At 33.9% G+C, this 21132-nt stretch carries 22 protein-coding genes and 1 pseudogene; 2 read left to right on the top strand and 21 right to left on the bottom strand.

Features of this window, described 5'->3' with window-relative positions:
• The first annotated feature begins 159 nt into the window (after nucleotides 1-159).
• Complete coding sequence (locus AC4BBX_RS02040; protein ID WP_490454815.1) at nucleotides 160-648, top strand: RNA polymerase sigma factor; 489 nt, start codon at nucleotides 160-162, stop codon at nucleotides 646-648.
• Complete coding sequence (locus tag AC4BBX_RS02045) at nucleotides 632-1825, top strand: anti sigma factor C-terminal domain-containing protein (protein WP_490454816.1); 1194 nt, start codon at nucleotides 632-634, stop codon at nucleotides 1823-1825. Before AC4BBX_RS02040 ends, AC4BBX_RS02045 begins: the two co-directional genes overlap by 17 nt.
• A 35-nt stretch (nucleotides 1826-1860) precedes the next feature.
• Here the strand turns inward: AC4BBX_RS02045 and AC4BBX_RS02050 are convergent, their stop codons facing one another.
• From AC4BBX_RS02050 to AC4BBX_RS02150, 21 genes and pseudogenes are all read right to left on the bottom strand, one after another.
• Nucleotides 1861-2613 carry an iron ABC transporter ATP-binding protein gene (locus AC4BBX_RS02050; RefSeq protein WP_490454817.1) on the bottom strand — a complete coding sequence of 251 codons (753 nt, stop codon included), beginning with the start codon at nucleotides 2611-2613 and terminating at the stop codon, nucleotides 1861-1863.
• Nucleotides 2610-3635 (bottom strand): iron chelate uptake ABC transporter family permease subunit, encoded by a 1026-nt coding sequence (locus AC4BBX_RS02055; RefSeq protein WP_490454818.1) that lies wholly within the window; start codon nucleotides 3633-3635, stop codon nucleotides 2610-2612. Before AC4BBX_RS02055 ends, AC4BBX_RS02050 begins: the two co-directional genes overlap by 4 nt.
• Nucleotides 3635-4648 carry an ABC transporter permease gene (locus AC4BBX_RS02060; protein WP_490454819.1) on the bottom strand — a complete coding sequence of 338 codons (1014 nt, stop codon included), beginning with the start codon at nucleotides 4646-4648 and terminating at the stop codon, nucleotides 3635-3637. The genes AC4BBX_RS02055 and AC4BBX_RS02060 overlap by 1 nt, the downstream gene beginning before the upstream one ends.
• 48 nt (nucleotides 4649-4696) lie before the next feature.
• Nucleotides 4697-5722, bottom strand: coding sequence for a siderophore ABC transporter substrate-binding protein (locus tag AC4BBX_RS02065; protein WP_490454820.1), 1026 nt, complete (start codon nucleotides 5720-5722; stop codon nucleotides 4697-4699).
• 349 nt (nucleotides 5723-6071) lie between these two features.
• Complete coding sequence (locus tag AC4BBX_RS02070) at nucleotides 6072-6821, bottom strand: class I SAM-dependent methyltransferase (RefSeq protein WP_490454821.1); 750 nt, start codon at nucleotides 6819-6821, stop codon at nucleotides 6072-6074.
• Between the two features lie 4 nt (nucleotides 6822-6825).
• Complete coding sequence (locus AC4BBX_RS02075) at nucleotides 6826-8178, bottom strand: FAD-dependent oxidoreductase (RefSeq protein ID WP_490454822.1); 1353 nt, start codon at nucleotides 8176-8178, stop codon at nucleotides 6826-6828.
• Between the two features lie 5 nt (nucleotides 8179-8183).
• Nucleotides 8184-9599, bottom strand: coding sequence for an AcpB/EbpR/MafR family transcriptional regulator (locus tag AC4BBX_RS02080; RefSeq protein WP_490454823.1), 1416 nt, complete (start codon nucleotides 9597-9599; stop codon nucleotides 8184-8186).
• A 16-nt stretch (nucleotides 9600-9615) separates the two neighbouring features.
• Nucleotides 9616-10233 (bottom strand): thermonuclease family protein, encoded by a 618-nt coding sequence (locus AC4BBX_RS02085; RefSeq protein WP_490454824.1) that lies wholly within the window; start codon nucleotides 10231-10233, stop codon nucleotides 9616-9618.
• On the bottom strand, nucleotides 10230-10955 hold the full coding sequence (locus tag AC4BBX_RS02090) for a methyltransferase domain-containing protein (RefSeq protein ID WP_490454825.1): 726 nt from the start codon (nucleotides 10953-10955) through the stop codon (nucleotides 10230-10232). The genes AC4BBX_RS02085 and AC4BBX_RS02090 overlap by 4 nt, the downstream gene beginning before the upstream one ends.
• A gap of 71 nt (nucleotides 10956-11026) precedes the next feature.
• Nucleotides 11027-11929 carry a hypothetical protein gene (locus AC4BBX_RS02095; RefSeq protein WP_490454826.1) on the bottom strand — a complete coding sequence of 301 codons (903 nt, stop codon included), beginning with the start codon at nucleotides 11927-11929 and terminating at the stop codon, nucleotides 11027-11029.
• On the bottom strand, nucleotides 11922-12797 hold the full coding sequence (locus AC4BBX_RS02100) for a viral A-type inclusion protein (RefSeq protein ID WP_490454827.1): 876 nt from the start codon (nucleotides 12795-12797) through the stop codon (nucleotides 11922-11924). The genes AC4BBX_RS02095 and AC4BBX_RS02100 overlap by 8 nt, the downstream gene beginning before the upstream one ends.
• Before the next feature lie 175 nt (nucleotides 12798-12972).
• Nucleotides 12973-13101 carry a hypothetical protein gene (locus tag AC4BBX_RS02105; RefSeq protein ID WP_490454828.1) on the bottom strand — a complete coding sequence of 43 codons (129 nt, stop codon included), beginning with the start codon at nucleotides 13099-13101 and terminating at the stop codon, nucleotides 12973-12975.
• Nucleotides 13102-13179: 78 nt separating this feature from the next.
• The gene (locus AC4BBX_RS02110; protein ID WP_490455743.1) at nucleotides 13180-13476 is read right to left on the bottom strand and encodes an SDR family NAD(P)-dependent oxidoreductase; all 297 of its coding nucleotides are present in this window, start codon (nucleotides 13474-13476) and stop codon (nucleotides 13180-13182) included.
• 108 nt (nucleotides 13477-13584) lie between these two features.
• Nucleotides 13585-14280: a 5'-methylthioadenosine/adenosylhomocysteine nucleosidase gene (locus AC4BBX_RS02115; protein WP_490454829.1), complete on the bottom strand. Its 696-nt coding sequence runs from the start codon at nucleotides 14278-14280 to the stop codon at nucleotides 13585-13587.
• Nucleotide 14281: 1 nt separating this feature from the next.
• Entirely contained in the window at nucleotides 14282-15139 is an 858-nt protein-coding gene (locus tag AC4BBX_RS02120) for a MetQ/NlpA family ABC transporter substrate-binding protein (RefSeq protein ID WP_490454830.1), read from the bottom strand.
• 19 nt (nucleotides 15140-15158) lie between these two features.
• A complete protein-coding gene (locus AC4BBX_RS02125; RefSeq protein ID WP_490454831.1) occupies nucleotides 15159-15932 on the bottom strand; it encodes an SDR family oxidoreductase in 774 nt (257 codons plus the stop codon).
• The gene (locus AC4BBX_RS02130) at nucleotides 15933-16409 is read right to left on the bottom strand and encodes an S-ribosylhomocysteine lyase (RefSeq protein ID WP_490454832.1); all 477 of its coding nucleotides are present in this window, start codon (nucleotides 16407-16409) and stop codon (nucleotides 15933-15935) included.
• Between the two features lie 545 nt (nucleotides 16410-16954).
• Nucleotides 16955-18168 (bottom strand): annotated as a pseudogene (locus AC4BBX_RS02135) (NAD(P)/FAD-dependent oxidoreductase).
• A 253-nt stretch (nucleotides 18169-18421) separates the two neighbouring features.
• On the bottom strand, nucleotides 18422-19549 hold the full coding sequence (locus AC4BBX_RS02140) for a M20/M25/M40 family metallo-hydrolase (RefSeq protein ID WP_490454833.1): 1128 nt from the start codon (nucleotides 19547-19549) through the stop codon (nucleotides 18422-18424).
• Nucleotides 19550-19597: 48 nt separating this feature from the next.
• The gene (locus AC4BBX_RS02145; protein WP_490454834.1) at nucleotides 19598-20428 is read right to left on the bottom strand and encodes an exodeoxyribonuclease III; all 831 of its coding nucleotides are present in this window, start codon (nucleotides 20426-20428) and stop codon (nucleotides 19598-19600) included.
• 101 nt (nucleotides 20429-20529) lie between these two features.
• The gene (locus AC4BBX_RS02150; RefSeq protein WP_490454835.1) at nucleotides 20530-21048 is read right to left on the bottom strand and encodes a cyclase family protein; all 519 of its coding nucleotides are present in this window, start codon (nucleotides 21046-21048) and stop codon (nucleotides 20530-20532) included.
• Nucleotides 21049-21132 lie beyond the last annotated feature (84 nt).

The following is a 21132-nucleotide window of genomic DNA, read 5'->3' on the forward strand; positions in this document are numbered from 1 at the left end:
TCTTTTTTTTAGAGCATAACATAGTTTATCAGGAACAACAAGATACTTTACAAATGTATCTATGAAAAAAGCAATAAAGAAATCAATGATATAATTAATTTAATTTTATTGTGACATATATCAACTTGCATCGTTTATTAAGTGAAAGGAGGAGAAAATGTGAAGGATGAATTAGACGAACTTTATCGGCTCTATGCCAAAGAACTCTATTTCTACGCTTTTTCTTTAACTAAAAACAAAAGCGATGCAGAAAGTTTGGTTAGTGATGCTTTTTTCCAGTTAGCATTGCAAGACCCACTACCCTCTCAAATTAAATATTGGCTTTTTCGAGTCATTAAAAATCGGTTTATTGACCAAACTCGTTTTTGCAAGCGTTGGTTTTGGCAACCGATTGAAAAAACTAAAACTAAAGATATTGAAACTCCAGAATCAATTTACTTAAAAAATGAGAAATATCAGTTTTTATACCTAGCAATTGAACAATTAGATTTTCCATATAAAGAAGTTATTCTCTTCTTTTACTTTTTAAATTGGTCAACTAAGGAAATTGCTGATTGCTTACAATTTACTACAGGACAAGTCCGAACGATGTTATACCGCGGGAGAAAACAATTAAAGGAGGTTATTCCCCATGACAGAATCATTTAAAAAACTATTAGAAAAATATCAAGCAGGATTAACGACTGACGAAGAAAACAAGCAAGTAGAAGAAAAATTAGCAGAATTTTCACTACTGCAAGACATGTATTTTGAAAAAGAAGATGTAAGGGATTTTCCTACCGATGAAATAGATTCAAAAAAATTAAAGAAAAACTACAACCGCAAATTTTTCAATTTGGGATTAAAAGTTTTTCTGAGTATTTTATTGGTGGTAGGATTAGGTTTTTTCATTGGTCGCCCTATTTTGGAGAAGTTTTATTATGATCCGACAATTACATCGGAAGAGAGTGTTTTATCAGAACATCAAATTATGCGTGATATTCAAGTGCAATTAACAAATCCAATTCGCTCAATTGCAAGTACATCCATTGAAAAGGTAGGCTTTGCCTCTTATCAAGTCAAGAATAGATTCGGGTTGACCTTCTCAAAACGTGATTCTTGGAAGGATCCAGAACTTGAAACCTATCAATTTAAACGAGGGCATGTAATTGCTTATGAAAATGACCACTACTATAGTATAATTCCTGCGCTACGTTATATGGAACATGAAGATTTGGATACTCAAAGAATGCAAGAACGCTCCGAAATAGCAATGAAAGAAAAAGTATTGACTGCTGCAAAAGAGATGCCACAACAAAGCACTAATCTCTTCTCCGTTGCTTCTTTTAAAAAAAGTATGACGATGGAAGAAATTAACCAGCTATTTGATTCGATTGAAGATCAGCAAATTCAAAAAAAATATTTTGCCGTAGAAGTTGATCAACCAATTGCTGAAAATAGCCGAATGCCACAATTTGGTTTTTATTCATTATTTAATAGTTCTATGGGAATAGAAAATCGAGACTACAATATGGAACTTAACGAAACATATCCTGAACTATTTCCTAGCGCTTTCCTTTATACTCGTGGTGAAGTTGATTACGAACAACATTTCCAATCAATGTTGCAATATAGTATTGACCACTTTGAAGATCAAGTGGAACATCAGCCATCACGATACGGAAAAAGTATTTTTGAAGAGGCAAAAAATTATGTAGAAAACAATGGATTGAAAATTCATGCGGTGTATTTTATCTCTACACCAAAAGACTTAATCGAACTTACTGAAAAACCAGAAGTTTATAACATGGAAATCTTAGACATGGAACTATATGTTTCACGATAAAAAAACTCGGTGAGTATTCTCACCGAGTCTTTTTATCAATAGATAGCAATTGGTCCATAAGGGCCTTTGATAACTTCAATATTTGTATTAAATATTGAAGTTAATAATTCGGAATCCATCACTTCTTCGACTGTTCCAAAGGCTTGAATGTTCCCATCCTTCATCGCACAAATCCGATCAGAATATTTCGCAGCAAAATTGATATCATGCATGACCATTAAAATAGTTCGGCCAAATTCATCGGCAGCTTTTCTTAAATGTTTCATCATTTGAACGGAACGAGCCACATCCAAATTATTTAGCGGTTCATCTAATAAGACGTATTCGGTTTCTTGACATAAAACCATAGCTACATAAGCCATTTGCCGTTGACCACCTGATAATTCATCCAGATAGCGATTTTCTAAATTAGTCAGACCTAAAAAATCAATGTATTTTGAAATGATTTCTTCGTCTTGTTTATTCAGTCTGCCCTTGCTGTAAGGAAAACGTCCAAAACCAACGAGCTGTCTAACAGTCAGACGAGTCACAAAATGATTTTCTTGTCTTAAAATCGTCAATACCTTTGCTAGATCCTTAGAGTTTGATTTTGAAACATCCATATTTGCTACTTCAATTTGTCCCTGATCCATGTTCAACAAGCGACCAATCATTAGCAGTGTGGTAGACTTCCCTGCTCCATTTGGTCCGATTAAAGAAGTGACTCCAGCATTAGGAATATCAATATTTAAAGGTCCAACATTGACATCTTCTGTATATGATTTTTTTACATTACTAATTTTTATCATAAAATCCTCTTCCTTAATATCACTGTTAGAAAAATTAAACCACCAAACAACTCAATAATCACTGATACGACACCTTGTGCGTTGAAGACATGATACATAAAGAAATAGGCACTGGTCATGATTATGAATCCAATAGCCAAAGCCATCGGAAATACATAACGATGGTCGTAAGTAGGTGCTGCTTGATACGCTAAAGTGGCTACTAAAAAGCCAAAAAATGTCATTGGTCCTACTAAAGCTGTAGAAATTGACATTAAAATAGAAACTAAAATTAATACATAAATCATATTCCTTCGATAATTCAATCCAAATGTCATCGCAACGTCTTTCCCTAAAGAAAGAACATTTAGCTTCTTAGCTGAAAAAATTAATAATAAAGCGATAATGATCACTAATGGAATCACGATTGGAAAATAGTCTGCATCGGCATTGTTCACGGAACCAAATAATCGAGCTTGTAGAACGTCAAATTCTGAAGGACTTAACATCCTCCTCATAAAACTAGATAAGGAACCTAAGCCAGTTCCAATTACAATTCCAATCAATAGCATAAATTGAATACTGGAATATTTTCCAGATAGTAACCAGCCGTACAATAATAAGCTTAATAAGACCATCGCAATCACTTGAATAAAAAAAGCAGCTGTTCCTTTAAAACTAATTAACGTATTAACCCCAAAGAAATAAATCATACTTGTTTGAATGGTTGAATAGAGTGATTCAAATCCTAAAATTGAAGGCGTAATAATGCGATTATTTGTAATTGATTGGAAAGCAATCGTACTCAAACTTTGGCAAATTGCAGCAATAATCATCGCAATAATCGCTATTAATCGTCTTCTGACAACAGGTAAAAAAGATGGAGAATCCACAGGTATCGGGTTATTGTAGACCAGTAATCCATAGGTAGATAGCGCTCCTAATACAAATAAAAAAATTAATAATGTCCAGTAACGTCGGGCTTCTTTAGGTGATCGAAAGGGTTTTGAAAGTCTAGTTGAGTGTTTATCTTTTTTAATCATCACAGTCTCCTCGATTTCCGTTGGCTCAATAAGATGATAATAAACACCAAAGCTCCTACTGTACCTAGTATTAGAGAAACTGGCACTTCAAAAGGCATGATTAATGTTCGAGAAAGGATATCGCAAGCCATAACCACTCCCATACCCACTAGACAAATCCATGGCAAGTTACTTCTTAAATCATCTCCCCTAAAAATTGAAACAATATTGGGAACAATTAATCCTAAGAACGGTAAGTTACCGATGACTGCCGCAACAATTCCAACTGCCAGTGAAATCAACAAAGTTCCGATTAAAACAATCAGATTATAGTTTTCTCCTAGATTAGTGACAAAGTCCTCCCCTAACCCAGCTAAAGTTAAACGATCTGCGTATAAAAAAATCAGTACAGTAATACCTATAATTAACCATAAATACTCGTAACGTCCAATTTGAACAGGCGCAAATGATCCCACATACCAATTCTGAATATTTTGAGTCATTTGGAATAATAACCCTATAAAAGTAGACACAGATGAGATTACGGCACGAAGCATCATACCAATAATTGGAACGATTAAAGATGAACGGAGCTCAACTCTTCTCAAAAACAAGAAGAAAATCATGGTTCCCACAAAAGAAAAGACAATCGCACCAGTCATTCTTAACACTAAACTAGGTGAAGGAAACAACAAATAAACCGTAAGTAAACCCAAACCAGACCATTCAATGGTACCGGTAGTTGTGGGTTCTACAAAACGATTTTGCGTAATCAATTGCATGACCAATCCAGCCATTGACATTGCTGCTCCAGTTAACATCAAAGCTGCCGTTCTTGGCACACGAGTGATAAAGAACATATTGATGCCATTTTCTTGTCCTTTTAAGTCATACACCCCTGTAAAAAGCGAAGTAACAGCTAAGGCTATTACAATGATTAGAGCAATGACAAAAGCTCTTGTACATATTTTTTTTCTTGTATAAAGCTGGGGTTGAGAAGTACTCTCAACCCTTGTTTGCTTGTATTTTGACAATGGTTTTAACCCCTAGTTCAATTGAATTTATTTAAAACAGTTAGTAGCTTATTCTGTAAAAGCTGTAGCAATAATATCAAACAATTCAATAAAAGTTTCGATTGATTCATTTGTATAAGTATCTGCTGGAGCATAGACTACTTGATTAGAAGTAATTGCTGTTGTCTCTTGTAATGCTGGTGATCCTTCAATTACATCTTTCGCAGGAACAGATTCATCCCCACTACCAATTGCAGCATCTCTATCTAAAACCATAATCCAATCAGGATTACTTTGAGCAATTGCTTCAACTGAAATTTCGTCTCCTTCATGGTCAGAAGATGTTTTCTCTACTTCTAAAGCAGGTGTCCAATCAAGAACTTCATATAATGGACCCCAAACACGTCCATAGTGTGGTGCTGCAAAGCCAATATTCCCAGCTGAGACATTGACACTCATTACAGTATCAGTTCCATTATAAGCTGCTTTAGCATCAGCTACTTTTTGATCTAATTCAGCAGTTAAAGCTTCTGCTTCGGCATTTTTATCGAAAATTTTACCTAAACTAATTGTAGAATTTTTTAAGCCATTAATCAAGTTTTCGCCAGGAGTTGCTGCTTCTTCAGAAACATCAAAGTTCAAGTCAATCACTACTGCATTTGGTACAAGTGCTTTGATTTCTTCATAGTAATCACCAAAACGTTGTCCGACGATAACCACTTCTGGATCAGCTGCAGCTAAAAGTTCTAAATTAGGCTCACGATGATTTCCAATATCTTGAACAGCATCATCATTGACATAATCTGAATCTGCAGGCATTACTCCTTTAGGAACAGCGGCTAATTCAATACCCCAATCTTCTAATGTTTCAAAAGTTCGACTATCTAAAGCAACTACATTTTTAGGATTCACAGGTACATTAATTGTGCCATTAGCATCCGTAATTGCAACTGTTTCAGTAGAAGCACCGTCTGAAGTCTGTTCTGTTTGTTGTGTTTTCCCAGTTGATTCCTGACTAGCAATATCATTTGAACAAGCTGCTAAAGTTAAAAGAGTCATAAGACTAAATAATTTAATAAAAAGATTTTTCTTCATAATTTATACATCCTTTCCATAATAAAAACACCTTGAAAGATGAAGTTTTATAACGAAAATGTAAAATTTTACTTATGCCTATTTTACTTTTGTGAGAATAATCAATCGAAGTGAAAACAAGAGTTGTTTTTGCGCGCTACTAAGATTTTCAACTAAACTCTGTAAAATATATGATAAAGTAAAAATAATTTCCTTTTCTTCTAAATACTTCACTACACAATCCATGTAGTTGAGAACGATTCTCATTCTCGTATATTAGTTTATTAGAAAATAAAGAAAATTACAATCTTTTTTTAACAAAAAATGAAAAGAATTGCTGAAATCAGCATTTCTTTTCACTCATTTATGTTCATTTTATTGTATAAGTCGCCCAGAAACTCGGGATGTTCATCTCATGTAGAAAACCACTTCCGTTCGTATCTTCGTATAAATCAACTAATTGAAAGCCTGCTTGCAGTTGTCCCCTAATTTGTTCTTCTAAGGTATGAGAAAATTGGACACCTGATTCTGAAATATCTTGATTAAGAAGTAAAGACGGATTTTTAATCGGATTGTAAGGAAGAGCTTGGACAATTTTTTGTTGAGTCTCATCTACAACATAATTAAACCCATTATCCAATCCTGATAACAAACGTCCATTTTTCTTTAAGACACGATAACATTCTTGCCAGATTGGTTGAACTTCCTCCACGTAACAATTAGAAACTGGATGAATAATTAAGTCAAAGCTTTCATCATCAAAAGGAAGCTTTTTCGTCATATCACCTTTAATGATTTCAATCTGATACCCTTCCCTTTCAGCTACCATTTTTTCTTGTTCTAATTGTTTGCTTGAGTAATCAAGTACAGTGCAATTAGCCCCTAAGGCACAAAGAATTGGCATCTGTTGTCCACCACCAGCAGCCAGTCCCAAAACTTTCAATTCTTTTAAATTTTCGGGATACCAGTGAGACGGAATCGGTTTTGTCGGAGTTAGAACTAGTTGAAAGTCCCCTTGTTTAGCTTGAATGTATTCTTTCTGAGAAATCGGTTGACCCCATTGCCAGCCCGCGGCTACCCAGCCGTCAACTACTTCTGAATTTATTTTAGTGTAATCCATCTTTTCACTCCTCTTGTAAAATGACAGCTTCCATAGCAAGATCATTTAAAAAATGTAAAGGCATTGACAATTTTGGATTAAAATAAAAATCCATTGTTACTAGCTGATGTAATGTTGTTTCTGTAGTAATCAAAACTGAAAGGGTATTAATAATTTCCAATGCTCTCTCGTTATTAGTCATCAATTGAGCGCCCATCAGTTGCTTAGTTTCTTTATCAAATACCAATTTTAATAACAAATCAAACTGCTCTTTATTAAACATTGCTTGTTGTTGATAACGTTTAGTGACCGAAGCGACTTCAAAGCCATAATAAGGAGCCTCTTCTTCATTAATTCCACAACTAGCCAAATAGCTATCAAATAACTCACTAACAATTGTACGTTGGACTTTGGGGAAAGGAATTTTTTCCCTTCGTAAAATATTTGATGCAGCAATCATCCCCGTACGATAAGCGTTGGTTACTAAGGGGATGTAGATAGATTCTTCTGCATGATTAAAATGAACAGAAGTTAAATCACCCACTGCATAAATGAATGGATTGGAAGTTTCTAAAAATTCATCTGTTTTAACTGTACCATCCATATTAATTTCTAATAAATCTGCAACAAGCTTGACATTTGGACGAGGATTAATGGCATAAACTGCTTCATCAACAGTTAAAGAATGTCCATTCGTTAATAAAAGGGCTTTTTTGCCATTTTCTGCTAAATTTAATTCCCTTACATTACTATTTAAAATTAAATGCACGTTATTTGGTAATTTTTTTACCAATTCCGAAGATATTTCTTCATCAAAATAACGAAATAAAACATTACTCATTCGATCAATTAGATAAACTTCTTTGTCTAATTGACTAAGAGTTTCTGCTAATTCAAAACCAATTAAACCCGCACCAATAATTGCGACCTTCTTGGCATTTGTCAATGTAGTTAAGGCATTTTTTGACTGAGAAAAAGTTTTAAAATTAACAACTGAATCTTTTTCATTCATTTCAACTTCAGATAAATATTGACTAGAACCCATTGCCAGTATTAGATAATCGTAATAAATAAAATCTTGTGGTTGCTCTTCATTAGAAGTAACAAATTCAATATTTTTTTTCTTTTCATCAATATGGATGACTTCGCTATTCATTAAAACATTGATTTGTTCTGAAACTAACTCACTAGGAGTAACCGAACGAGCATCTTCCAGACTGTCAATTACGCCCTCTAAGTAGAGATTTAAACTACTGCCGATATATCCTAGACTCATTGATTTCTCAATAATAATTACCTCAGTAGCTGGATTAATTCTTTTAAGGTGTCTCGAAGCAGCAATCCCTGCGTGAGATCCACCAATAATTACAACTCTCAAATAAGTCACCCTTTCTCTAGAAGTTCTTGAATGGTTCTTTTTAATCGATTGATTTCAAAAGTCGATCGTGTACCATTGTATAGAAATAATTCTTGATAGTTAAATTTCTGAAGATCTGCAAACTCATTAGTAATTAATAAGTCATAAACTCTCTCTTTGGCCTTTTTAACTACAATATGAGATAAGCCAATCAAATGACTTTGAATAAAATAAAAATTTTCTTCAGATTCTAAAGAGTCTTCAAATGCGATTCCTATAATTAATTCTTTTTGTTGACGTCTTTTAAAAATCTCAAACATAAATCCATATGCCTGATCCAACATTTGCCACTGAGAATGCGTAATCTCTTTTGATAACTCTTTTTCTACTACACTCATACATTGTGACATTTTATCTGCATCAAGATCAGAAAGAAACGGTCCTTTTATTTCATTAATCGTAATCCAACCTTGATAAAAGACTATCTTAATATGTAGCGGCAACAAGAATGTATCAAACTCATTTCCCTCTGCTTTTTGATCGGTAATTAGCTGATGAATTTTTTGATTGATTGCTAAAAAGTTTGTTACAAAATGACTATTCCTATTTTTTTTTAAGTCTAGTAGACCTTCAGACATGAAAAATAGATAAAGAAAAATAGCTTCTTCTTCGGACCATTGAATGGCAAAACGACTTAAATATCTAGCTAAAATGTTTTTTAGAATTTGATATAAGTCATCTTGCTCAATTAAATTTAACATGTCTGGATTACAAATAGAGGATTCTCTAGCTTGATAGTCCAAACGACTTTGCATAATCCCAAACCATAAAGCTAATTGCCAATATTTTTTATTGGAAAATTGCTGATCAAATTGTTTCTCAATGACCAAAATCAAATTTCTAAAAGTTGGGTTTTTGAACGTGAGTTTCATTTTTTCTAGTGGTAGACTGTGTTCGAAAAAATGATAGAAAAAAATGCGAATCTGCATTTCTGGACCCACTAATTGTTTATTTTTAAATTGAATATTGTACTCTGATAATAAGTGATTAATGGTTTTTAATCGGCGAAAAATAGAAGCTTCACTCATTTGAAGTTCGATGGTCATTTTAGTAATAGATACTTTTTTATGCTTAAAAATAAAATATAAAATTTGATAATCTTGCGCTTGAACCAAATAGGAATAAATAAACTCTTTTATGCGAAAAGTATTTGAAAGTTTCAAAGTCAAAGAATCATTAGCCGTCTTTACCAAAGAAGAGTTCTGGTCAAAATTGTTTAATTCAAATGATAAAGAACGAATTTCTTTTTGAAGTGTTGGCAAAGAAACTTTTGTCCGTTTTTCTAATATTTTCATAGAAACGGCTTGTTCACTTTCAATTATGGTTTGAAAAATAGCTAATTGAACCTGCTGATGCTTATCCATTAATTCTGTCAACTTCATTTTCACACCCCCAATTCTACTCTATTTCATTAAAACGAAAATACCCATTATTCATTTCTGTCACATAACCAGCTTGACTCCAAACACCTAAGTTTTGATCCTGAGCGATTTTTTGTGCTGCTAAAAAATCTTCAACAAAAGAATTACCACCTGTATTTACATAACGAACAACACCTAAACCTTTTTCAAGTAATTGTTCTTGTAAAGAATTCTCACCTACATATACATAAGCAAGAAAGCGACCATAGTTATCGATAGGTTCCCCTTCATCAAAAACTAAATAGACGTCATTATTTACTAGTTGTTCTTTAGTGAACTCACTGGCTTCTTTTCCATAAGGTTGAACCGACAGCCCTTGTTTGACACTTTCGGGTGTATCAACCATTAACAAGCGTAATCGATATTCTTGATCACCTTTATAAAAAGCAAATGTATCTCCGTCTACACTTCGAATATGTGAAACATGAATTCTTTCAAATCTTGGCAAATCATCAAGATCCACTTCATCTATACCTAGCGTACTTTCACTGCTAATAATAGCTGAATCATTATTTGGCATAGTTTCTATAAATTGCCAAATCCCGATAGTTAACACAAATAGTACACTTAAAAAACTCGTTACTTTTTTCTTCATTTTTCCTCGTTTCTTTCTTTAGGGATTAGTAATAATTCAAAGGTTATTTTCATCTGATTTATTTTTTCATTATAACTTCCAAAAGTGTTATTTAACATATCATTAAGCTTTTCCTCAGAATAATCATCACTGAAGTAATCTTTAAAAAAACTCCGAGAGACACTTTCTTCTTTTTTATAACTAAATAAGATACTTTCATATGGGGTTTCTAACCAAGATTTGTACATATCCATTAGATGATCTTTTTCCGTTTTTTCAAAAGGAGAAAAGACATCATCTTGCTCTTCAATCATCCTTAATATACAAAAATAATTAGCCGCCCTATCTAAAAGTTTATTAAACGTTTTTTTGTCAGTCAAACTTGGATTCATCGCTGTAAACACTATATCATAGGATTGTGGCAGGGTTTGAAGAATAAAGTCTTCTTGGCTAAGTGTCAACGTATCAAAATTTTTAAAAAGATTTGTTGCTTTTGCTAAGCGAATCATTTCTTTTGAAAAATCGACTAATACATAATCTTGTACGAAATGAATAATAGCAGATACATATCTTCCATGCCCACCAGCTATATCTACAAAAGTATTTGTTGGGAGAATTTGTCTTTCTACCATGAATTGAGCGACATCCTCTGCAATAGTTATTTGAGACTCTGATTGAATTTCTGCATATTCTTCAGCAAATTCATCCCAAAATTGAATGGTTTCTTGTAAATCATCCGTCACTTTTGTCACTCCTAAAAAAATTGTGACAAGCATTCCTTAATCCTTAGTGGAAGTTTGTCACAATTTTATACTTATTTTCGAACGATTAATGGAACTAAGAATGGATAATGGGTAAAAAAGTCTAAGATAGATCGACGACGATTATTCGAATCAATAAACAAATGAGTAATTCCATTTTCAGAACGAATAAATACATTCTGTTCCTGATTTAGTCGCACTTGATAACGATCTTCATGAGTCTCAAAATCAAAATCCTCTGATTCCATCGTAGTGACAAAAATATTGTCCAATACATTCGTTTCTAAAGGCAATTCACTGGTTAAATCCACTGACAAAGCATGACTATTGTCTAACAGACTAGGTGCTACCTCAAAACCTAATTCTTTAAAACCTGCTAACAATTGATTCAAATCAATATTAATCATACTCAATTGTGTTCTTGAGAATACTTTTTCCATATGCCATAAGTGGATTAATTCTAATACCTCTTTTTCATCCACCTCTACTGTCATGTTTTCTGGTTTCACTAGGATTAAAGGCATAAACTCTGTTTGGAAACGACTATCTACAACATCCATTTTGAAACTTAGTTGTAGATTTTTGTCTTCATCTAACCGATAGGTAATTAAAAAATGACGACTTTCCCAAGTATTATAAGAATCGGCCTGTTTTAAGCCAACTGCTTTTAATGGATGTAATAGTTCATAAGAAAAATATTCCAACAAGTTCGTTTTGGCAATCGTAGAAATCGGGACATTCGGTAAAATTAGTTTTCGGTATTGATCTAATAATACATAAAAGTCCGCTTCTATTAAAGATTTTCTCAAACGCAAGTCTGCTAATTCTTCCTCAACTGAAGCAATCCATTGTACGATTTCTTCATGATCTTGATTTTTCATATCATAATAAAAATCTTTTTCTGTTTGAAGAATTTCCTTTTCTCCTGCGGTCACGACATTCTTTTCTTCACTCATCTGAATGGCCTCCTTCAACTGGAGATAAATAGTCATCTAAAAATGCTTGAATTTGTGTTCCCATTTCCTCGATAGTCCCAAAATATTTAGTAATTAAACGATATTCCTTTGTCACAATCGCTCTTTTTAAGCGTGTTTCTTGATAATTTTGCATTAGTTGCTCTTTTTGGCGATTTGTTTGTCCACGATTTTCGATGTAAGGTAACCATTTCGCTTTTTCTTGTTCAATTTCTTTTGCTTTTTTATCGAAATCTTCTATTTCTTCCTCGATTTTCCCTCGATTGAAAAAACTTTTATTATTATGAATAGCTGCTTTACGATTTTCAATGGCTTTCAGTTGTTGATTCAATTTAGAAACTTCTGTTTCAGCAACGATAACGTTTGCTTCCAAACTGTCAATTTCTTTTTCAATGGATGCTAGTAAATCTCTATTTTCTGGTTTATATCGTTGCCATTCCTCATCAATTTTAGGTAAAACAAAGATTTCAGGAATACTTGCATCAAAGCCAATTGTTGGACGTTCTCGATAATAACTACTAATTGTATAGTAGTGCATTGTTGGGGATACACGCTCAACATGTCTCATAAAAGGAAAGCGTTCAACAAAGCTGTCATGCAATTTTTTTGCTAATAACCCATCTATTTCATGATTTTGATTAGATGTTTCCTTTAGTTCTTTATGCAATCTCCCTTTGTAAATACGATAAATTTCAGGAATATTTTCTGAATCAATCGCCTCTTCAAAAGCCTGTAAATCTTTAAGCATTGTGCTGATATTCCTTGAAGCTACTTCTTTTACCTCTTCAAAGTTAGTGCTTAAATTTGAAGTTGCTTCTGGCTTGTTTTCAAAATACTCTTCTTCTGACATAACACGGCCTCCTCCATCTTTACTCCCTATTAGTTTATCATTTTTAGACATAAAAAGGGTAAGTAAAACTCTAAAAACAAATAAACTCTCCTATGATTTTTAGTATTTTTTTAAGTTTTCCAAAGAAAAAGACAAACACTTATGATACCGTGTTTGTCTTTAGTCATTCAATTGCTTATTTATTGTAGATTTTAGGTCCTTTACGCATATTTCTAAGGTCGTTTTTTGGAGTATCCACTTGCGCAGACTTTCCGCCACCTTGTTTCTTTTTAATTAGTTCTAACATTTTTTCTTTTGAATTCACTTTCAACACCGCCTCCGCCCAATGATTATACTATAAGAGCTATCTATGAGCAAATCTCAGTAATTATAATAAGAATTTCTACCAACTAATTTCTCTACCGTTTGTAAAAAATTTTCCATTCGGACCATTTTCATCAATCAACGCCAACCAGATAATTCTTTTAGCAGCTTCATGAGGGGTTATCGAAGCTGATTCACCTCCCATATCCGTACTTACCCAACCACGACAGGCAGCTTTGATTTTGATATTACCTTCTAATTCACCAGAAATGAGTTGAGTTAAACCATTTAAAGCAAACTTGGATAAACGATAGGCACTGCTTGAAGTACTTTTCATCACGTTTAATTGCCCAATCGTGGAAGAAACTTCAATAATTCAGCCATAATTATTTTTTTTATAGTATAGTCTTTACGTTTTTTCGTAACAATAAAAAAGTCCGTGACAGAAGTTTTGTTTAACCTCTGTCAGAGACTTATTTATAAATTATTCAGCAGCATTCTGCCAAGTGTGAATTAATGACTTTACTGCCTTAAAAGCATTGTTAGAAGCCAAATCAATTGTCTCATCAAAGGTTTCTGGTGCTGATACACCAACATGATCCGAAATACCACGAATATTAATGATTGGGATATCGTAAAAGTTAGCAACTTGTGCAATAGAGCAACTTTCCATGTCAGAAGCAACAATACTAGGTAAGGCTAAACGAATGGCATTGATTGAATCTGTATCACTCATGAAGGAATCGGCAGTGGCGATTGTTCCAGAATGAAAATTAATTCCAGCATTAGTTAAGATTTCAGATACCTCTTTTATTAGTGACGTTGCTACAGGGTAGTCTTTAGGCATTTGCGGAACTTGTCCAAAACTATAATCAAAGCCTGTCGCATCAACATCGCTGTAAATAAAACGGTCAGTAAAAACGACGTCCCCCAAATCAAAATCTGAACGAAATGAGCCAATTGATCCCGTATTTATAATTACATCCGGAGCGACTTTTTCACATAACCACGCCGCAGTAGCTGCAGCATTGGTTTTACCAATTCCTGATTCAATGATATAAAGATTTTCATGAACTTTTTCGATAACTGTCTTTCCTTTTCCCCAGAAAATCTCAGTTGAAAAATATTCTCTAAAAGGTGCTAATTCTTCTTTCATCGCGGCAATAATTGCGATTTTCAAACTACTCCCCCCAAACTTCTGTGATTGGTACTGTGACCTCTACTTTGGTACCATCAAATTTCTCTTCAATATATTTCTGGACCTCTTCATCATGATAAAGTTCTCCCAACTTAATAAACGCTTCCTCATCTTTACGATCCTCTCTAACAGCTAAAACATTAACTGTTGCACGTAAAGCTGTATCAGCTTCTTCATGGAAAAGTGAATCTTGTAAAACATTTAAGCCACCTTCTAAGGCAACCGTATTACTAATCAATACTACATCTACATCAGGCAGTATTCTTGGCCCGGTTAAATCATCAATTAAAGTAAATTGTAAATTTTTAGGATTATCAGTGACGTCTCCTGATGTACCAACTCCGTCATCAAAATCATCTTTTAGAGTAATTAATCCTGCTGTTTCTAACAATCTTAAACCTCTTGTAGTATTTGATGGATTATCCGCTAAAGCAACGGTCGCCCCTTCTGGAATTTCTTCAAGAGTTTCATATTTGTCAGAGTAGATTCCCATAGGTTCAACATAGGTCGCCGCTATGGGCGCTAATTTCTCTGGGCTTTCTGAATTAAAACTCTCTAAATAGCCAATGGACTGAAAAGCATTGGCATCCACGTCACCATCAACAGTTGCTTGGTTCGTAATCGGTCCACCAGTAATTTCTCTAACTTCGATAGTGAGCCCTGCGTTTTTTGCTGCATCCGATTGTGCGATAAATTCCCAAATTTCTGCGTCTGAACCTGTCGATCCTACAATTAATTGAGTGTCTTCTTTATTTGCAGACACCTCATTACCTTGACTATTTCCACAAGCACTTAAAATAACTAAACTTGATAAAACCAATAAACCGATTAATTTTTTCATCTATTCAACACTCCTTTTTTTAATGCATCGTCATTCCACCAGTCACATTAATGGCTTGACCTGTCATATACGATGCTAATGGACTAGCTAAAAACAAAATAACATTCGCTACATCTTGAGGGGCTCCTGTTCTCCCGAGAGGTACTTGACTTTGATCTTCTGCTAACACTTCTTCAGCAGTCATTCCTCTTAATAGTCCTCCTTCAATACGTTCACGATGCTTCATTGGTGTTTCGATGATACCTGGACACACTGCATTAACGAGAATTTCTTTTGAAGCTACCTCGATAGCTAATGTTTTGGTTAACCCTAAAACAGCATGTTTAGAAGCTACATAGGCTGACATACCGCGATAGCCATTTTTTCCCGCTTGAGAAGCAAGTAAAATAATTCTGCCTTTTTTATTGTGGGCAATCATTAATTGAGTAATATATTTACAGCTTAAGTACACGCCTTTGGTATTAACTTGATAAACTTTATCAAAATCGGTTGTTTGGCTCTCAATTAGAAAATCCATTGTTGAAATTCCAGCAACTGCTACAAAAACATCAGGAATAAGTTGCTGTTGTTCTAATTCCTGTACTAAATATACTAACTGTTCTTCTTCAGATACATCTACTTTGACACGATACAAATCTTCAGTAACTTTAGTCAATTGTTCGTTTTCATAGCCAATATCTGCTGCAATGACAGTTGCTCCTTCATTCAAAAATGTATTAACTGTTGTTTCACCAATTCCTTGTTTTGACCCAATAATTAAAATAATCTGTTTTTTTAATGTTGGAAAATGCACTCAGTTTACCACATTTCTTACGAAAGCATCATCACTAATCCCTTGTTCGAGCACTAATTTCGCGTATTCTTTTGCTCCGTATAAAGAGTGATCTCGATAATTTCCACATTCTTTTTCCGACACTCCCTGTATATCATCAAATGTTGTTTCATTGACAATAATTTCTAAAACTTCTGTTAATGCTTTAGCTACCTCAGACGGACTAGGTTGATTCCAAGTGATTAAATGAAAACCTGTACGACAGCCAAAAGGAGAAATATCGATGATACCATCGATTCTATCTCGCAATAAATCCGCTAATAAATGTTCTAGTGTGTGGATTGCCCCAGTAGGCATCTCTTTTTCGTTCGGTTGTAAAAATCTCAAATCATAGTTTGCAATTAAATCTCCTTTAATTCCTTTTTCTTGTGCGATTAAACGGACATAGGGTGCTTTTACCTTTGTATGATCCAATGTAAAACTTTCTACTTCTGCCATGTTTATGTTCCTCCTCTAAATCATTTGCTTTTTTAGATAAAAAAAATCCTCAGAAGAATAGTATCTTCCAAGGATGTTTGCAACATGTTACCACCTATTTTTATGTTGATTTCACAATCAACACCTCATCAAGTACAAATTTATACTTGTGCCTGAATAACGAAGGCAACCGTTTTTAGCTCATCTTTTAGACTCACCAAAACCACTCAAAAAGCCATCTTCATTTCTCTTCTTTAAACGTCTTTTTTCAGCTGCCAAGACTCTCTGTTTGTTTAAGATAAAGAAACTACTCTCTTAATCAACGTGTTTAAAATTTTATCTAGATTTTGTTGAATCATAGCAAAATAAAGAATCACGGTCAATCATGCTTCTAACTATCTTTGAGAAACTCACTCAGTGATAGATAAAAACTATCTGATTATAAGTCGTAAAATTAATGATTTTAAGATAATTTTCAGAATTTCTCGATTTATATATAAAAATCAAATCACTAATTTTTAAAAATTATTTTTTATTTTACTATTAATGAAACTATCTAAAAGTGATTATTCTTCGCTTTCTTCAATAAGTCCAACAAGACTTTCTTTATCTGAAGGTGAATCAGCTAAAACTGCACGGATGTCATCTAAGTCAACTTCGACATTCCAAGTTAGAACACCAACCACTTTATCTTCTTCTAAATAAAAAACAATTTTTCCATTTTTACGCTCATCAAAAATAGTTTCTAATTCAGGATCTAACTTGCCGATAGCTTTCCAAGCAATTGAAAAAACATTAGAGTAGAAATAAGGTGTATGTGAATAGGCTTCTTTTCCACCAGCCATATTTTTACCTACTAATTCACCTGATATTCTTGCGTGATCGACATGCTCAATTCGTTGTCTTCCAACAATTTTATCTGGATATGAAGCCATATCACCCGACGACCATATAGAATTATCGCTTGTTTGTAACTGTTCATTGACTTCAACACCTTGATTTTCATCGTCAATTGTCAAACCAGCTTCTTCCGCTAGAGAGATTCTTGGTTCAATCCCCAAACCAATGACTAAGGTGTCGCCGGTTAATTCAGTGCCATCATCTAAAGTGACTAACAATTGATCCTCAGATTTTTTATAGGATTTTGCCCGTGTGACATTTAACATTTTGACACCAGCATCTTTAAAGGTAGTTTCGTATTCCTTAGCTATACTTTCAGGGAATTGTTTTTCTCCCAAAATATCATCTGGATAAACAAAAGTATCTTTTGTCTCATTTTTAATCAGTGCGGCAGCTACTTCACTACCAATATAGCCTCCACCAACAACGATTACATGTTTATCTTTCCCACTAAATTGACGTAATTTCGATAATCCGACCAGTCTCTAAAAACAATAACATGAGACGCCTCTTCATCCTCATCAATTGTTTTAGGTTCTCCACCTGTTGCCAGTAACAATTGTTGGTAACTAACGATTGATTTATCCTCTAATTCGATAGTTTTGTCTTTTGGTGTAACTTTGGTTACTTCTGTAGCCAACTTAAAGCTGACATTTGGATAACTTTCTGCACCAATTTTGATTTCTTCTTCAGTAAATTCATCATCGATCCATAATTTTTTAGTTAAAGCAGGACGTTCATAAGGCACATCTGTTTCTTTCGATACAATTAAAATTGATCCATCTTTGTCTTTTTCTCGTATTCCTTTAACGGCATAACCAGAGACCATACCTCCACCGACCAACACATATTTGTACGCAGTTTCTTTTTGATTGCTCATTTGATTTCCTCCAATTTTATCATATTTACAGAAAAAAATTCTGCTTCTAATTAAAGGATTGCAAACTATTTTTGAATAAACAAAGATTTCCTATGTCTTAATTTAGTTCGTTTTGGGCATACATAGAATTTTTCTACAAATAAAAAATATCCGAATGGAATAAAATTACTAATTTTTAAGTAAGTTCATACAAAAAATTACTTATGATTAGAGTTTCCATTTGGATATTTTATTATCATAATTTATATACGCTTTATTCCGTAACCAACCATAAAACTTGTTGTGTATTTGCTAGAAATTCATCAATTACTAAACGCTCTTGCAATTCATGACCATTTTCTCCACCGGCAGCTAAGACAATTGCATCAATTCCATTAAATGTTAGGCCACTGACATCAGTCCCACCACGCATGACTAAACCTTTGTATTCAAGATCATGACGTTCACACATTCCTTTGAATTTCTTGATGACCGTATTGTCGTCATCATGATGATAAGCATAAAGGCTTTGACTTACGTCATATTCTAGTGTTGCATCAAATTTAGCCACGGCATTTTTCAGTTCTTCAACCACGTGTTCAACTTGTTTTTTACCACTTTCAACATCTAAACTACGTACTTCCAAAGCAAAAGTCGTCACTTCAGGAACCACATTCGTTGGATAATCACAAATCACTTTCCCGATATTCGTAGTTGTATTTTCATCGACTTTTAAAAGTTTCATGTTTGAGATTGCTTCTGATATGACTTGAATAGAAGAAATACCCTTATCTGGTGAAACTCCCGCATGAGCTGCTTTACCAATAATTTTTCCTGAAATATCATAGTAATCCGGACCACCAATAATAGCCGTACCTGGTCCACCACCGCCATCTAAAACAAAGGCAATTTTTCCAGCAAGTAATTCAGTATCTACTGCAAATGCCCCTAAAATTCCAACTTCTTCACAAATAGTAAATAAAAGTTCTAACGGTGGATGTGCTAATTCATTCTCACGAAGTACAGCTTCCACTTCAATTATTTGGGCGATTCCTGCTTTGTCATCGGCACCAAGAATAGTCGTTCCATCAGAAACAACATATTTACCATCTTCTGAGATTGATGGTTTTACACCATTACCAGGTTCTACTGTATCCATATGTGCTTCTAAAATTAACGTTTCGTTATTTGCTAAGTCACCTTTTCCAGGAACTCTGACAATTACGTTACCGGCATTTGATTTTGGTACTTTTTCATTGGAATGTTTATCTTCTACAACTTCATAACCTAAGTCGCTAAAATAATTAATTAAATAATCTGCAACGCCACGTTCATTGTAACTAACACTATCTATTTGAACCAATTCCATAAACTTATTAATTGCACGTTCTTTATTAATCATATAATCACTCCTGAGATTTTTTTATTAACCAACAATTTTTAAAATAAATTAACCTAAATTAATATCAAGTAAGATTGGAGTATGGTCTTGTCTTACACCAGAATCAACCATTTCTGAAGTAGTGACTTTGTCTGCACCACGATTACTTACCAACCAATAATCAATTCTCCAACCAGAATTATTGACTTTACTTGTTTTCACTCGTTGATTCCACCAGCTGTATTCTCCTTCCACATCTCCATGAAGATGACGGAAAGTATCTGTAAATCCTTGTGCTAAAAGACTGGTAAAACCTGCACGTTCTTCATCGGTAAAACCTGCCGATAAATGATTTCTACTGGGGTGAGCCAAATCAATTTCTTTATGAGCGACATTAAAATCACCTGTAGCCAAAACAATTTTTTCTGAATCTAAAGAAGCTAAATATTCAGCATATTTTTGATCCCAAATTTGACGGTCACTTAGACGAACCAAATTGTTTCCTGAATTAGGTGTATAAACTTGAGTAACATAAAATTCATCAAACTCAAGCGTAATCATACGACCTTCTGCATCCATTGTACTTGGTGCGCCAATCTCAGGGAAAGTCACATTCGGTGTTAAGTAATTTTTGTATAAAAACATAGTTCCAGCATAACTTTTTCTAGCTGGTTCCTTTGAGCTGTTCCAAGCAACTTCATACTCAGGAAATTTTTCTTTTAAAATTTCTAAATGTTTTTTTGTTGGACCTGTTGCAGATAATTTTGTTTCCTGAATGGCAATCACTGCTGGATCAAGTTCAATAATTGTATCCATCACTCCTCGTGATAATACCGCTCTTGCAGAATCACTTGTTAGTGCGGCATTTAATGAATCGATATTCCATGAAATAAGTTTCACTGTCATTCTCCTTGCTGTATAAGTATTCATTTCTTATTAAATACAATACGTTAATAATCGGTTTTCTACAAGTTTTCTCTATTGAAATATTCTAATAATTATCATTCAAGAATCGCAACAGCCCGAACTGGCGATCCATCTCCTGATTGTATCTTTAGCGGGAATCCGTAAAACATAAAATTCTCGGACTTGGGTAATAACCCCAAATTAACCAGACCTGTATAAGTCACAATTTTATTACCCAATAATGCTCGCTCAAGTTCTTCTGTAAGGTTTCCACCAACAAATTTAGGATTTGCAACTAAAAATTTGTTCAAATAGGTTAAATCAACTTCTTCAATAAAAAATAGTCCTGTTTCTTGTGGCCATTGCTGTTGTAAATTTACTATTTGAGCTTGACCAAAAAAATTATCTAGAGAGAGATCATCCAAATTTTCAGCACCATCATGCATATGAGAAAAAGCATCCACATGAGTGCCTGTATGTGAACCCATACTTAAATGTCTTAATTCCCAAGAGTCTTTTTCATAGGTGTGAATCACATCTATTTTTACTTCCGGATCATTTGGATAAACCTTCATTCCAGTGTGTAAAGGCATGGATAAGTCAATGATTTTCATGGTAACCTCCTATTTTTATGTGTCATCTTTATAGCATTTAAATAAACTAAATAGCGTTCAAATTATCAAACTCAAAGTGGTCTT

The organism is Enterococcus sp. AMC1157, assembly GCF_058216555.1.

Bases quoted from the DNA above. Each gene is read 5' to 3' on its own strand.
- AC4BBX_RS02045 (WP_490454816.1), top strand. From the start codon at position 632: ATGACAGAATCATTTAAAAAACTATTAGAAAAATATCAAGCAGGATTA.
- AC4BBX_RS02050 (WP_490454817.1), bottom strand. From the start codon at position 2,613: ATGATAAAAATTAGTAATGTAAAAAAATCATATACAGAAGATGTCAAT.
- AC4BBX_RS02055 (WP_490454818.1), bottom strand. From the start codon at position 3,635: ATGATTAAAAAAGATAAACACTCAACTAGACTTTCAAAACCCTTTCGA.
- AC4BBX_RS02065 (WP_490454820.1), bottom strand. From the start codon at position 5,722: ATGAAGAAAAATCTTTTTATTAAATTATTTAGTCTTATGACTCTTTTA.
- AC4BBX_RS02070 (WP_490454821.1), bottom strand. From the start codon at position 6,821: ATGGATTACACTAAAATAAATTCAGAAGTAGTTGACGGCTGGGTAGCC.
- AC4BBX_RS02080 (WP_490454823.1), bottom strand. From the start codon at position 9,599: ATGAAGTTGACAGAATTAATGGATAAGCATCAGCAGGTTCAATTAGCT.
- AC4BBX_RS02085 (WP_490454824.1), bottom strand. From the start codon at position 10,233: ATGAAGAAAAAAGTAACGAGTTTTTTAAGTGTACTATTTGTGTTAACT.
- AC4BBX_RS02095 (WP_490454826.1), bottom strand. From the start codon at position 11,929: ATGAGTGAAGAAAAGAATGTCGTGACCGCAGGAGAAAAGGAAATTCTT.
- AC4BBX_RS02100 (WP_490454827.1), bottom strand. From the start codon at position 12,797: ATGTCAGAAGAAGAGTATTTTGAAAACAAGCCAGAAGCAACTTCAAAT.
- AC4BBX_RS02120 (WP_490454830.1), bottom strand. From the start codon at position 15,139: ATGAAAAAATTAATCGGTTTATTGGTTTTATCAAGTTTAGTTATTTTA.
- AC4BBX_RS02130 (WP_490454832.1), bottom strand. From the start codon at position 16,409: ATGGCAGAAGTAGAAAGTTTTACATTGGATCATACAAAGGTAAAAGCA.
- AC4BBX_RS02140 (WP_490454833.1), bottom strand. From the start codon at position 19,549: ATGATTAATAAAGAACGTGCAATTAATAAGTTTATGGAATTGGTTCAA.
- AC4BBX_RS02150 (WP_490454835.1), bottom strand. From the start codon at position 21,048: ATGAAAATCATTGACTTATCCATGCCTTTACACACTGGAATGAAGGTT.